This is a genomic window from Bosea sp. RAC05 (assembly GCF_001713455.1).
In the GTDB taxonomy this organism is placed as follows: Bacteria; Pseudomonadota; Alphaproteobacteria; order Rhizobiales; family Beijerinckiaceae; genus Allobosea.
In genome coordinates, this window is record NZ_CP016464.1 from 746,803 (window position 1) to 759,231 (window position 12,429).

Below are 12,429 nucleotides of genomic sequence, written 5' to 3' on the forward strand. Positions count from 1 at the left end.
ACAGCGTGACCATGGCAAAGGCCGGCCCGGCATCCGTCGAATTCCGCAATGTCTCGATGCGCTACGGCGCTGTGACGGCGGTCGACAACATCTCCTTCACCATCGAGGCCGGGACGCTGGTCACGCTGCTCGGCCCCTCCGGCTGCGGCAAGACGACGACCCTGCGCATGATCGCCGGGCTCGAGATCGCCAGCGACGGGCAGATCCTTATCGGCGGGCATGACGTGACGCGGCTGTCGGCCGCCGACCGTGACGTCAGCATGGTCTTCCAGTCCTATGCGCTCTTTCCCCATATGAGCGTGCTGGAGAATGCCGCCTACGGCCCGACGGTGAAGGGCCTCGGCAAGGAGAAGTCGCGCGAGATGGCGCTCGACAAACTCGCGCTGGTCGGCCTCAAGGGCTTCGAGAACCGTTATCCGTCCGAATTGTCGGGCGGCCAGCAGCAGCGGGTCGCGGTGGCGCGCGCGCTCGTGCTCGAGCCGCAGGTGCTGCTCTTCGACGAGCCGCTCTCCAACCTCGACGCCAAGCTGCGCCGCCGTGTCCGCGAGGAAATCCGCGAACTGCAGCAGGACCTGAACCTGACCGTCGCCTATGTCACCCATGATCAGGAGGAGGCGCTCGCCGTCTCGGACCGGATCATCGTGATGTCCAATGCGCGGATCGCGCAGGAGGGCGCGCCGCGGGCGCTCTACGAGGCTCCGGCCAACGCCTTCGTCGCCGACTTCATCGGCGACGCCAACCTGATCGACGTGACCATCACCGCGGTCGCGGACGGGCGCGCCGCGGTGGCGATCGGCTCCGCGACGGTGTCCCTGCCGGCGCGCGACTTCGGGCCCGGCCCGGCCAAGGTCGCCATCCGTCCCGAAAGCCTGCTGCTGTCGGAGACGGCGGGCCCGGATTCGCTGTCAGGCACGATTCGCAAATGCGCCTATCTCGGCAATCATCTCGACATCATGGTCGAGACCGAGGTGGGCGAACTCTTCGTCGTCCAGTACGGCCATCACGACATGTGGAAGCCGGGAACGCCGGTCAACCTCGCTTTCGCGGGCTCGGGCGTCACTCTCATCCCACCGAATTGAGCACAACCGCCGCCGGATGAGGCAGTTTCCCGCGCCGTGCCGCAACATCAGCACATTCTGCGCGCAAGAGAGCTAAGTTGGCTAATGAAAAAGCGGCCATGATGCGGTAGTTTCGCCATCCGAAGCGGAGAAAGACCCGGCTGCGATGACCACCAACGACAGCGCGACGATGATCCTGTTCCACCTCGCCGGCGGCGTCGCGCTGCTGATCTGGTCGGTGCGGCTGGTCCGGACGGGGGCGATGCGCGCCTTCGGCGCTTCGCTCAGGCAGGCCTTGCAGAGCTTCACGCGCAACCGCTTTGCCGCCTTCGGCAGCGGCGCCGCCGTCACCATCGTGCTGCAGAGCTCGACCGCGACGACCCTGCTCGTCTCCTCCTTCGCCGCCCGCAAGCTCATCGCACCGGCGATGGCACTGGCGGTCCTGCTCGGCGCCAATCTCGGCACCTCGCTCGCGGCCTTCGTCATCTCGATGGACCTCGGCTGGCTCTGGGGGCTCTGCCTCGCCATCGGCGTGGCGCTCTATCTCGGCCACGAGGCGATGGACCGGGCGCGCAACATCGGCCGCATCCTGGTCGGCATCGGCCTGATCCTGCTCGCCTTGATCGAGCTGAACGGCGCGGCGGCACCGCTCGCCCAGTCGCCGACCTTCCGCACCCTGCTCACGGCGCTGGGCAGCGAGCCGCTGCTGGCGGTCGTCGTCGCGGCGGCCGCGACCTGGCTGACGCATTCCAGCATCGCCATCGTGCTGCTGATCGTCACCTTCGCCTCGTCGGGCCTCGTCCCACCGGCGACGGCGCTGACGCTGGTCGTCGGCGCCAATCTCGGCAATGCGCTGATCCCGGTGCTGGACCAGCTCGGCGCGCCCGTCGCGCAGCGCCGGGCGGCCGTCGCCAATCTGGCGACGCGGCTGCTGCTGGCGCTGATAGTGCTGCCCTTCGTGGCGCCCCTGTCGAAATGGCTGCTGGGGCTGCCGTTTGCGGATGCGCGGCTGGCCATCGAGTTCCATCTCGCCCTCAACCTGGTGGGCGCGCTGGTCTTCCTGCCCTTCGTGCATCCGATCGCCGCCCTCGTCTCGCGTCTCATGCCGGATCGTGCCGTTGCCGAGACGGTGGTGGCGCCTCGCTATCTCGACACCAACGCGCTCGACAGCCCGACCGAGGCCCTCGCCTGCGCCATGCGCGAGGCGCTGCATCTCGGCGACCGCGTCGAGGGCATGCTGCGCGACACCATGACCCTGCTGGAGAAAGACGAGCTCAGGCTCTCGCGCGCGATCGCGGAGGCCGATGACGGCGTCGACACCATCCATGAATCGATCAAGCTCTATCTCGTGCGGGTCTCGCGCAACGAGCTGACCGACGAGGAGGGGCGCCGCCTGCTGGAGATCATCACCCTGATCACCAATCTCGAGCATATCGGCGACATCATCGACAAGAATCTGCGCGAGCTGGCCGAGAAGAAGATCCGCAAGCGCTACTCCTTCTCGCCCGAGGGGCTGGCGGAGATCCGCGACTTCCACCAGCGCGTCGCCGCGGGGCTCGGGCTGGCGCTCAACGTCTTCGCGACCCGCGACCTCGCCCTCGCGCGCCAGCTCTTCGCCGAGAAGGCGACGATGCGGGAGGCCGAGCGCCGGGCCACCGAAAGCCATTTCGAGCGGCTGCGCGACGGGCGGCCGGAATCGATCGAGACCAGCGCCATCCATCTCGACATCATCCGCGATCTCAAGCGCATCCACGGCCATGTCGCCTCGATCGGCTATCCGATCCTGGAGGGCGCCAATGTCCTGCGCGAAAGCCGGCTGATGGAGAGCAAGGAGGGTCGCGCGAGGCAGGAGCGCGATGCGCTGCTGCCGGCGCCCCAGACGGGCCGGTGAGGCCGGGCGCCTCGGGCGGTCAGGCCGCGGAGGCGAGGCTGACGTTGCGGATCGCCGAGGCGAGTTCCGGCTCGTCGACGAGGTCGGCGGCATCCTCGGGGCTGAACCACCGGCTCTCGCGCTGGCCCTGTTCCGCCCAGGTCGGCAGCTGCCGCTCGACGTCCAGCAGGAACAGCGTCACTTCGCACAGCACGAAATGGTCGGACATGCGCTTCCAGTAGCTGTAGCGCCCCGCGGGTTCCTTGACGATGTGGCCGACGACGCCGGCCTCCTCATAGGCCTCGCGCGCCGCCGCCTCCGGATCGGTCAACCCCTTGATCGGCCAGCCCTTGGGGACGATCCAGCGGCGGGTGGTGCGCGATGTGACGAGCAGAACCTCCAGGCCGCCCCCCGGCAGGCGCCGGATCGGCATGGCCGCGATCTGCGACCGGATCGTGCCGGGAAGGCCCTTCTTCTTCTTCATCGGTCGCTGCTGCCCTCGCCCCTAAGGGCGGCTGCGGCTGATTCGGCCCGCCGCCTCGATGGTTCAAATATTGCGCCAACGCGCTCATATGGAAAGCATATTCCATATGTCGCTCTGACGCATTTGGGGGCTGGGCCGGATGAAACAAGAGGCGGCTGCGTCGCAGACGTCGCTCAGGCGGAGAGGGGCTCGACCCCGCACCATTCGGCGACGAACAGGGCCATGGCGCCGGTGATGCGCTTGACCGAGGCGAGGCTCACCCGCTCGTCGAAAGCGTGGATGTTCTCGCCCATCGGCCCGTAGCAGAGCGCCGGTATCTTGTCGTAGAGCGCATGCACGCGGGCATCGAGATAGGCCGGCGTCATGAAGGATTGCAGCGGCTTGCCCAGAGCCGCCTCATGCGCCCGGCCGAGCACGGCCTCCGCCTCGCTGCCGGGCTCGAGCACATAACCCTCGGCCCAGAAGCCGTTGAAGGTCACCTTGGGCGGGTTGTTGGCGAGGAAGCTGTCGGCGCGGGAGGCGGTGCGGATGCAGTCCTCGATGCGCTGGGCGATCTCCGGCGCCGTGACGCCGGGATAGAGCCCGACGCGGCAATCGACGCGGCACCAGCACGGCACGGAGGAGGCCCAGTCGCCGCCCTCGATCTTGCCGATGTTCAGGTTGATCGGGTGGGCCTGGTCCTCGAAATGCGCGCGCCCGGCCTTCTCGGCGTTGAGCTCCTCCTCGAGCCTGCGCAGCGCGGCGATCACCCGGTAGGCGGCGTCGATCGCATTGGCGCCGGCCCCCATCTCGCGCACATGCACGGGCACGCCGCGCACCTCGAACTGGAACCAGATCACGCCGGCATTGGCGCGGCACAGCATCTCGTATTCCGGCTCGGGAATCAGTGCGGCCTGCGCACGATAGCCGCGCAGATGCGTCATCAGCGCGCCATTGCCGGTCGATTCCTCCTCGACCACCGATTCCAGATAGAGCGTCGCCGCCGGCTGCAGCCCGATCCGCCGAAGCGCGTCGAGGCAGGCGAAATTGGCGCCGTGGCCGGCCTTCATGTCGGCGCTGCCGCGGCCGTAGAGCCAGTCGCCCTCGATCACGGGATCGAAGGGCGCATGGGTCCACTGATCGACCGGGCCGGTCGGCACCACGTCGACATGCGCCTGCAGGATGAGCGAGCGCCCAGTCTCCACGCGCGGATGGTGGATGCCGACCACGATCGGCGCATCGGAATGATGCTCCGAGAATGGTCCGCCGCCGGGATGGGCCTTGATCGCCGCCTCGTCCATCTTGAAGCGGTCCAGCGTGAAACCACGCTCCTTCAGCGCCCGGAAGACGAAGTCCTGGCAGGCATGTTCTTCACCCCGCAGCGAGGGAAAGCGGATCAGTTCCTGCGTGAAGGCGATCTGCTCGGCGAAGCCGGCCTCGACCGAGGCGAGGATCCTGTCACGCAGGGCGGGGGCGAGAGGCATGGGCGGGGCTCCGTCGCGAGGGAGCGCCGAGTTCGGGGCCTTCCAGAGACCGCGTCAACCCACGCCGTCGAGGGGGTGCGATGCCGCCAACGCGCTGGCACCGCGCCGCCCCCGGTCGCCGTCCGGAAGGGGCGGCTCAGAGCTTCTTGCCGTCCTTGTCGAACTGCTTGAGGAAGGCCGTCAGATCGGCGATTTCCTTCTCGTTCTTGATGCCGGCGAAGACCATCTTGGTGCCCGGGATCTTGGCGCGCGGGTCCTTGATGTACTCGGCGAAGACCGCCTCGTCCCAGGTGATGCCGGAGTTCTTGTTGGCGACCGAATAGCTGTAGCCCTCGACCGTGCCGGCCTGGCGCCCGAACAGCCCGTTGAGCTGCGGACCGACGATGTTCTTGGCGGTCTCGCCGATCTGGTGGCAGGCGCGGCACTTGTTCCAGGAGCGCTCGCCGGCGGCGACGTCCTGGGCCGTTGCGGGCGCGGCGAGGGCGGGGGCGAACAGGGCGGCCAGCAGGGCGAGGCGAATGGCGGTCATGCGAAGGTCCTTGGCGTTAAGGCGCGGGATCGGCGAGCGGCCGTCCCTCGGATTGGCATAATCCAAAGAGAGAGGCTGCCTAGGGGCTAATTCGCCGCGCCCCGTTCCGGTTCCGCGTCAGTCCAGCCGGCCGATCCAGTCGGCCACCGTCGAGGTGAAGGCGTCCGGCCGCGAAATCGGGAAGAGATGCCCGCCGGAGTCGAGCATGGTCTTGGCGCAGCCGGGCAGTGCCGCCGCCAGATCCTCCTGCAGGAAGGCGGGCACGACCATGTCGTCGCGGGCGCCGAGCACGAGCACCGGCAGGGCGAGTGCGGCGGCCTGCGCGGTCCCGTCGAAGGCGAGCAGCGCGTCGATGCGCTCGGCCATCACCGACTGCTGCTGCACCGTCAGCGGCGCCGCGGCCAGGGCCGCCTCGTAGATGTGCCAGTTCGCCTCGATCCAGGCCGGAGGATAGGCGCAGAGCACGGACGTCGCGGCATAAGCCTGGGGATGGCTCCCGAGGATATCGCGGCGTGCGCCGAAATAGGCGGCCATGTAGCGGCTCGGCTTCAACCAGCTCCCACTCAGGATCAGCCCCTCGACGCGCCCCGGTGCGAGCTGCGCGAGCGACAACGCGATGCAGCCCCCGGTCGAGTGGCCGAGCACCACTGCCTGCTCGATACCGGCCTCGTCGAGCACGCTCACGCAGTCCTGGGCCAGCGTCTCGATGCTGCAAGGCGCTTTGCCGCGCGTGCTGGCGGCGAGTCCGCGCTGGTCGAAGCGCAGCACGCGGAAGGACCGCGCCAGCGTCTCGGAGATGCTCGCCCAGAAGCCGGCGGTTCCGCCGAGGCCGGTCACCAGCAGCAGCGGTCGGCCCCGGCCCTCGGCAAAGACGCGCAGCACGGCGCCATCGGCCGTCCGCGCGTCGAACTGGGCCGGCACGGGCCGGTCGCTCGGCTGTGGGTTCATGGGGCAACCTCCTTCGACGCCGGTGCGCTGCGGCCCGGACTTGCGCCAAGGATGACGCAGGCGGCGGGGTGCCGCCATGGTCGCAGCGGCAGGGGAGAGACGCAGTCGGCGCAGGGCGGTGTCGCTTGAACCGTGCAGCGCTCTCGAGCGACCGAAGAAGGATCGGCGCCATCCCGCGCGCATCGCTTGACCGCGTGCCGTCGATCATGGGCAACTGCGTCCGGGCGAACGAAGGCGACGAGCATGGCTGCGAGTGACGATGGAGTGGTCGGTCCGGGTGACGGTGCGCTGGACCGGCGCGCCCTGGTGCGGGTGGCCATGCTGCTCGGCCTGGGCGGCCTGCCGCTGCCGGCCCTGGCCCAGGCCACGGGGGATCGCGCCCCGGCCGCCGGGATGGTGACGGATCTGCGCGGGGACGCCATGGCCGAGCTCCGGGAGACCCGTCGCAGGCTCGCGACCGACGGCCCCGTCTTCGTCGGCGACCGGGTCGAGACGGGCGAGGACGCCCGCGCCGGCTTCCGGCTCGGCCGCGCGACCGAGCTGCGCCTGGGCGAGAAGGCGCGCATCACCATCGACCGCTTCATCGTCGATGCCGGCGGCACCATCACGCTCGGGGCGGGTGCGCTGCTGGTCGACAAGGCTCCCGGCAGCGAAGCCGGTCGCATCCGGATCCGCTCCTCCTATGGCCTGATCGCCGTGCGCGGCACGCGCTTCTTCGCCGGGCCGAGCAACGGCGTCTTCGGCGTCTTTGTCGAGCGCGGCGAGGTGGCCGTGCGGGCAGCCGGCCGTGAGGTCCTGCTGGCGGCTGGCGAGGGCACCGACATCGCCCGCCGCGGGGCCGCGCCCACCCCGGCACGACGCTGGGGCGAGGCGCGCATCGCCGCGGCACTGGCCCAGGTCGCCTGAGCGATGGAGCCGGGCTCGATCGCGGCGCTGCTGGCCGAGGCCGGCTTCTTCTCGGGCCTCTCCGCCGAGGCTCTTCAGGATTGTGCCGCCGCGTTTCGCGAGCAGCGCTGCGACCAGGGGCAGATGCTGTTTGCCCGCGGCGATGCCGGAGATCGACTGCTGCTCGTCGCCGAAGGGCGCGTGCGGCTGGCCGTGACGACCGAGGATGGCCGCGAACTCAGCGTGCGCCACGCGGCCCGGGGCGATCTGCTGGGCGAGATCGCCCTGCTCGACGGCGGTCCGCGCAGCGCCGACGCCGTGGCGATGACGCCCGTCCTCGCCTATGGCCTGCGCCGCGCCGCGCTCGAGCAGTTGATGGCGCGCCATCCGGAGCTGGCGACCGGGATCATCGCATTCCTCTGCCGCCGGCTGCGCCAGACCACCGACCAGCTCGAGGGCATCGCGCTGTATTCGATCGAGGTCAGGCTGGCCCGCTTCCTCCTGGTCGGGCTCGCCGGCCGCCGGGCGGCGCCGGGCAAGCGGGTTCCGCTCGACATGGCGTTCTCGCAGGGCGAGCTGGCGCAGCTGCTGGGCGCCAGCCGGCCGAAGGTCAATGCGGCGCTCGGTTCGCTCGAACAGGCGGGCGCGATCCGCCGCACGGCCGACCGGCTCTTCTGCGATCCCGACCGGCTGGCGGCCTGCGCCGGAATGGCCGATGGCTGAGAGAAGGCTGCGGCTGTCGCGGCCCGTCGCCGCGGGTGGCCTGGCCGGCCTCGTGGTCATTCTGTTCGTCTTCCTCGCCCCCGCCTCCTGGCGCGAGACGCAGCGCGAGCAGATCTTCGATCTGATGCTGGCGCAGGTCGCCGACTGGCGCACCCATCCACCGGCGCCGAAGCTCGCCATCGTCGCCATCGACGCGGCGAGCCTCGAGGCGATCGGTCCCTGGCCCTGGCGGCGCGAGACGCTGGCGCGGCTGGTCGGGGCGGTCAGCGCGGCCAAGCCCGCGGCCGTCGCTCTCGATCTCCTCCTGGCGGGCGAGGATACGCGCTCCCCCGCCGCTCTGGCCCGCCGGCTCGCCGCCGAGACCGGGAATGCCGCACTCGCCGCGCTGGCGCCGACTCTGGAGGATGGTGACGGTCTGCTCGCAGACGCCCTCGCCGCCGGGCCGGTCGTGCTCGGCTGGGTGCTCGACCCCCGTGGTCGCGATGCCGTCGCCGACGTCCCCGTGCTGGCGCGCGAGGGGACTGCCGTCCCCGCGCTGTGGCGCGAACAGGGGGCGAGCGCGCCGCCCGCGACCCTGGCCATGGCCGCGGCCGGCGCCGGGACGCTGTCCCTGCCGGGAGACGATGACGGGCTCGTTCGCCGTGTCCCGCTCTTCGTCGCGGTCGGGGACGCGATGCACCCCGGGTTGGCGCTCGAGGCCATGCGTCTGGCCGCCGGCGCCTCGGGCTATCTGCTCTCCGCCGATCCGCTGCGGCTGACCATCGGCGAGACGACGCGACCGTTGCCGCCGGACGGCCTCCTGCGACTGGTGCCGGCCGGGCCCGCGGTCCCCGTCATGCGCGCATCGGACCTGCTGCGGGGCGGGGCCGATCCCGCCACTCTGGCGGGCGCCATCGTCTTCATCGGCGGCGTCGCGCCCGAACTGGGCGCGCTGCGGGCGAGTGCCCGCGACCCGCTGACGCCCTCGTCGCTGCTCCACGCCCAGGCGGTGCGCCAGATCGCGACCGGCGTGATGCCGCTGCGGCCGGGCTGGGCTGCCGGCGCCGAATGGGCGCTCGCGCTGCTCGCCACGGTAGCCGCGGTCACGCTGGCGCGCGCGCTTCGCCCCGCTGTCGCCGCCGTCGCGCTGGTCGGCGGGCTCGCGCTCGTGGCGGCCGGCGCGGCGGGCCTGGCGGCAGGCGATCGGCTGATCGACCCGCGCCTGCCGATGGCCGCCGCGACCCTGGCCTTTCTCGCGACCTCGCTGACGGCCTTCTCGGAATCGCGCTGGCGCGAGGCGCGGTTGCGCCGCCGTTTCGAGCAGCATCTGGCGCCCGGCGTGGTCGAGCGGATCGTCGCCGATCCCGGCAGCCTCAAGCTGACGGGTGAGCGACGCGAGGTCACGGCGCTCTTCACCGATATCGAGGGGTTCACGCAGACCACCCGCGAGGCCGGTCCCGAGCAGCTCGTGGCGGTGCTCGACGGCTATTTCGAGGGTGTCACCCGGATCGTCGGCGAGCATGGCGGCATGGTCGACAAGCTCGTCGGCGACGCCGTCCACGCCCTCTTCAACGCGCCGCTCGACCTCGGGGAGCATCCGCGGCGCGCGCTCGCCTGCGCGGTCGCGATCCTCGACTGGACGGAGGCGTACCGTGCCGTCGGTCTGGCGGCCAAGATCGGGCTCGGTCGCACGCGGCAAGGGCTGGAAACCGGCATCGCCATCGTCGGCGACGTCGGCGTCGGCGCCAAGCTCGACTACACCGCCCATGGCGAGGCGGTGAACATGGCGGCGCGGCTCGAGGCGCTCAACAAGGAGCTCGGCTCGTCGATCTGCGTCGGCCCCGTCGCGGCGAGCCGCTGCGACCCGGCGCGGCTGCGCCCGCTCGGCACGGTCGAGCTGCGCGGGGTCGGGGCCGTCGCAGTGTCCACGCCGGCCTGAGTCCCGGCTGCCGCAGCGTCTGGCACGGGGCTGTTCCGCCGGAGACAGTCATGGCGGTGCGGCTGCTGCAATCTCTCCTCACACCGATCCTTCCGGAGCAGGAAGGATTGCTCGGGAAAAGGAGATGACGCTATGGTTCAGCACTCGATCGACCTTCGTCGCAATCCGGCTGAGGAGCAGGGCGGCGACAGGCCTTGCCGGAGCCGCCTGATGTCCCTGCGTACCGTCACCACCGCCGTCATGCTCGCGCTCGCCACGGTCGGCAGCGCGCCGGCCGCCATCGCCCAGCCCGTCGCCGCCGCGCGGGCCCCCGCGCTGGTGCCGCTCGAGCAGGCCTTCATGAAGGCCGCGACGGACCTCTTCGCCAAGCTTCCGGCGAGCGCCGGCGAGGTCACCGTCGTCATCGATCCGCTGATCGACGGCGTCACCGGCATCCAGTCGGCGGCGACGCGCGGCTTCGATCGGCGCATCGCCGAGCTGGTGGCGGAGCGCTATCCGCATGTGAAGATCCTGGCCTTCACGCCCGACAACGTCGCCAAGGCCCGCTTCGTCTTCATCGGAACCTTCAACACCATCAACAATGCCGGCCAGCCCGGCGGCGATCGCGACGCCTTCTGGATCTGCTTCGCCCTGGTCGAGCGCGAGGCCAAGACGGTCTATGCCCGCAGCGTCGCGCGCTCGACCGTCGGCAATGTCGACATCGCCCCGGCGGCCTCCTATGCCGACACGCCGGTCTGGGGTCTGGACGCGGCGACCCGCGCTTATATCGAGGCCTGCCAGAAGTCGCAGCCCGGCACGCCCGTCTCGCCCGCCTATATCGACCAGCTCGGCGCCGCCGCCCGCATCCGCGAGGCCGGCGCCGCCTATGAGGCCGGAGACCACCGTCGCGCCCGCGATCTCTATCGCGAGGCCCAGGCCCAGCCGGGCGGCGACCAGCTGCGTGTGCTCAACGGCCTCTACCTCTCCTATGCGGCGCTGGGCGAGACCAGCGAGGCCGACCAGACCTTCGGCCGAATGGTCGAGCGCGGCTTCGCCCTCGGCCAACTCGGGGTGAAGTTCCTGTTCGAGCCGAACTCCACCGCCTTCAATGCCGACCGCAAGCTCTCGGCCAGCTACCCGGCCTGGCTGCGCGAGATCTCGGCGCGGGCGACCAAGGCCGGCGTCTGCCTCGATGTGGTCGGCCATGCCAGCCGCACCGGGCCCGAGGCGCTGAACGACAGGCTCTCGCGCGAGCGCGCCGAGCGCATCGTGGCGCTCATGGCCGCGGCGGCGCCGGGCATGTCGCAGCGGCTGCGCCCCTCCGGCGTTGGCTTTCGCGAGGCGCTGGTCGGCCTGCCGCGCGACGACGCCAGCACGGCGGTCGACCGCCGCGTCGAATTCAAGACCGCGCCCTGCGCATGAGCGCCGCGGCCCCCGTATCCGCGCGGCGGCCCGCCGGTCGGCGGGCCGCCTTCGGCGCGGCACTGGGCGCGCTGAGCCTTGTCCTGCCGGTCGCGGCCCTGTCGCAGGCGCCGCCGCCGTCGGGATCGGCCTCTACCGGCCCCACCCTGAAGCTCACCCCGCTGGCGCCGCCGTGGGACCCTGCCGCCGAGATGGTGGCGCGGATCGCTGCCACCACGGACCGGGCGGCCCTGCTCGAACTGCTCGCGGCGGGGGTCGACAAGCGCCGGGTGACGGCACGGCTCGCCGCTCTGGGCTATGTCGATCTCGCGGCCGACGGCAAGCGGCTCTGGGTCAAGCCGGGTTCGGGCGAGAGCTTTCGCGATTGCGCCGATTGCCCGGAGCTCGTCCTGGTGCCTGACGGCGATGTCCGCATGCAGCTCTCGACCGGCGCGACGCCGCGCCAAGTCGAGGTCGCGCTGCCGCAACCTTTCGCGGTGGGCCGCTTCGAGGTCACCCGGGCGCAGTACCGCGTCTTCGTGCAGCAGTCCGGCCATGTCGTCGAACTCGGCTGCCATGTCCGCGCGCCGGTCTGGAAGCTCGATCCCACCCTGTCCTGGCAGGACCCGGGCTTTCCGCAGACCGACAGCGACCCGGTCGCCTGCGTCAGCCATGGCGACGCCAAGGCCTATCTCGCCTGGCTGTCGAAGCGCACCGGCCAGCGCTACCGCCTGCTGACCGACCCCGAATGGCACCATGTCGCCGCCGCCTCGGCGAAGGACATGGCCGATCCCGCGCGCCTCTGCGCGATCGGCAACGGCGCCGACGAGACCGCCAAGCAGGCGATGCCCTCCTGGACCGTGGCGCCCTGCCGTGACGGCTTCCGCACCACCGCGCCCGTCGGCAGCTTCGCGGCCAGCCCCTGGGGCCTCTCGGATCTCAGCGGCAATCTCTGGGAATGGGTCGACACCTGCCCGCCCGACCCCTCCGTGCCCGGTCAGCCGTTCCCGCCGCCGATCTGCCGCGAGGAGGAGGGCCGCATCCTGCGGGGCGGCTCCTGGGCCGATCCGCCGACGGCGCGGCGGCTGGATTCCCGGATCGTCAGCGAGCCCGGCATCCGTGATCAGGTCGCGGGCTTCCGCGTCGCCCGCGATCTCGGCAACTGAGGGCC

The 12,429-nt window shown here is 71.1% G+C and carries 11 protein-coding genes; 7 read left to right on the forward strand and 4 right to left on the reverse strand.

Features of this window, described 5'->3' with window-relative positions; translation table 11 throughout:
* The first annotated feature begins 11 nt into the window (after positions 1–11).
* A complete protein-coding gene (locus BSY19_RS07010) occupies positions 12–1,079 on the forward strand; it encodes an ABC transporter ATP-binding protein (RefSeq protein WP_069053527.1) in 1,068 nt (355 codons plus the stop codon).
* 145 nt (positions 1,080–1,224) lie between these two features.
* Complete coding sequence (locus BSY19_RS07015) at positions 1,225–2,949, forward strand: Na/Pi cotransporter family protein (RefSeq protein WP_069053528.1); 1,725 nt, start codon at positions 1,225–1,227, stop codon at positions 2,947–2,949.
* 19 nt (positions 2,950–2,968) lie between these two features.
* On the opposite strand, the gene BSY19_RS07020 is transcribed toward BSY19_RS07015, so the two are convergent.
* The 4 genes from BSY19_RS07020 to BSY19_RS07035 form a co-directional block, all read right to left on the reverse strand.
* Complete coding sequence (locus BSY19_RS07020; protein ID WP_069053529.1) at positions 2,969–3,412, reverse strand: NUDIX hydrolase; 444 nt, start codon at positions 3,410–3,412, stop codon at positions 2,969–2,971.
* Positions 3,413–3,585: 173 nt separating this feature from the next.
* Positions 3,586–4,875 carry an ArgE/DapE family deacylase gene (locus tag BSY19_RS07025; protein ID WP_069053530.1) on the reverse strand — a complete coding sequence of 430 codons (1,290 nt, stop codon included), beginning with the start codon at positions 4,873–4,875 and terminating at the stop codon, positions 3,586–3,588.
* Between the two features lie 136 nt (positions 4,876–5,011).
* Positions 5,012–5,404 (reverse strand): c-type cytochrome, encoded by a 393-nt coding sequence (locus BSY19_RS07030; protein WP_069053531.1) that lies wholly within the window; start codon positions 5,402–5,404, stop codon positions 5,012–5,014.
* Positions 5,405–5,521: 117 nt separating this feature from the next.
* Positions 5,522–6,352 carry an alpha/beta fold hydrolase gene (locus BSY19_RS07035; RefSeq protein ID WP_069053532.1) on the reverse strand — a complete coding sequence of 277 codons (831 nt, stop codon included), beginning with the start codon at positions 6,350–6,352 and terminating at the stop codon, positions 5,522–5,524.
* A gap of 243 nt (positions 6,353–6,595) precedes the next feature.
* Between BSY19_RS07035 and BSY19_RS07040 the strand changes: the two genes are divergently transcribed.
* The 5 genes from BSY19_RS07040 to BSY19_RS07060 all read left to right on the forward strand — a co-directional run bounded on the left by BSY19_RS07040 (position 6,596) and on the right by BSY19_RS07060 (position 12,424).
* Positions 6,596–7,258, forward strand: a complete 663-nt coding sequence (locus tag BSY19_RS07040; RefSeq protein ID WP_083247448.1) for a FecR family protein — start codon at positions 6,596–6,598, stop codon at positions 7,256–7,258.
* Positions 7,259–7,261: 3 nt separating this feature from the next.
* On the forward strand, positions 7,262–7,960 hold the full coding sequence (locus tag BSY19_RS07045) for a Crp/Fnr family transcriptional regulator (protein ID WP_069053534.1): 699 nt from the start codon (positions 7,262–7,264) through the stop codon (positions 7,958–7,960).
* Complete coding sequence (locus BSY19_RS07050) at positions 7,953–9,878, forward strand: adenylate/guanylate cyclase domain-containing protein (protein WP_069053535.1); 1,926 nt, start codon at positions 7,953–7,955, stop codon at positions 9,876–9,878. The genes BSY19_RS07045 and BSY19_RS07050 overlap by 8 nt, the downstream gene beginning before the upstream one ends.
* 210 nt (positions 9,879–10,088) lie before the next feature.
* Positions 10,089–11,279, forward strand: a complete 1,191-nt coding sequence (locus BSY19_RS07055; RefSeq protein WP_150129522.1) for an OmpA family protein — start codon at positions 10,089–10,091, stop codon at positions 11,277–11,279.
* Complete coding sequence (locus tag BSY19_RS07060) at positions 11,276–12,424, forward strand: formylglycine-generating enzyme family protein (protein ID WP_069053536.1); 1,149 nt, start codon at positions 11,276–11,278, stop codon at positions 12,422–12,424. The genes BSY19_RS07055 and BSY19_RS07060 overlap by 4 nt, the downstream gene beginning before the upstream one ends.
* The last annotated feature ends 5 nt before the right edge of the window (positions 12,425–12,429 follow it).

What these genes read in the sequence shown, in the direction of transcription:
- BSY19_RS07010 (WP_069053527.1), top strand. Translation starts at nt 12, where the DNA reads ATGGCAAAGGCCGGCCCGGCATCCGTCGAATTCCGCAATGTCTCGATG.
- BSY19_RS07015 (WP_069053528.1), top strand. Translation starts at nt 1,225, where the DNA reads ATGACCACCAACGACAGCGCGACGATGATCCTGTTCCACCTCGCCGGC.
- BSY19_RS07020 (WP_069053529.1), bottom strand. Translation starts at nt 3,412, where the DNA reads ATGAAGAAGAAGAAGGGCCTTCCCGGCACGATCCGGTCGCAGATCGCG.
- BSY19_RS07025 (WP_069053530.1), bottom strand. Translation starts at nt 4,875, where the DNA reads ATGCCTCTCGCCCCCGCCCTGCGTGACAGGATCCTCGCCTCGGTCGAG.
- BSY19_RS07030 (WP_069053531.1), bottom strand. Translation starts at nt 5,404, where the DNA reads ATGACCGCCATTCGCCTCGCCCTGCTGGCCGCCCTGTTCGCCCCCGCC.
- BSY19_RS07035 (WP_069053532.1), bottom strand. Translation starts at nt 6,352, where the DNA reads ATGAACCCACAGCCGAGCGACCGGCCCGTGCCGGCCCAGTTCGACGCG.
- BSY19_RS07040 (WP_083247448.1), top strand. Translation starts at nt 6,596, where the DNA reads ATGGCTGCGAGTGACGATGGAGTGGTCGGTCCGGGTGACGGTGCGCTG.
- BSY19_RS07045 (WP_069053534.1), top strand. Translation starts at nt 7,262, where the DNA reads ATGGAGCCGGGCTCGATCGCGGCGCTGCTGGCCGAGGCCGGCTTCTTC.
- BSY19_RS07050 (WP_069053535.1), top strand. Translation starts at nt 7,953, where the DNA reads ATGGCTGAGAGAAGGCTGCGGCTGTCGCGGCCCGTCGCCGCGGGTGGC.
- BSY19_RS07055 (WP_150129522.1), top strand. Translation starts at nt 10,089, where the DNA reads ATGTCCCTGCGTACCGTCACCACCGCCGTCATGCTCGCGCTCGCCACG.
- BSY19_RS07060 (WP_069053536.1), top strand. Translation starts at nt 11,276, where the DNA reads ATGAGCGCCGCGGCCCCCGTATCCGCGCGGCGGCCCGCCGGTCGGCGG.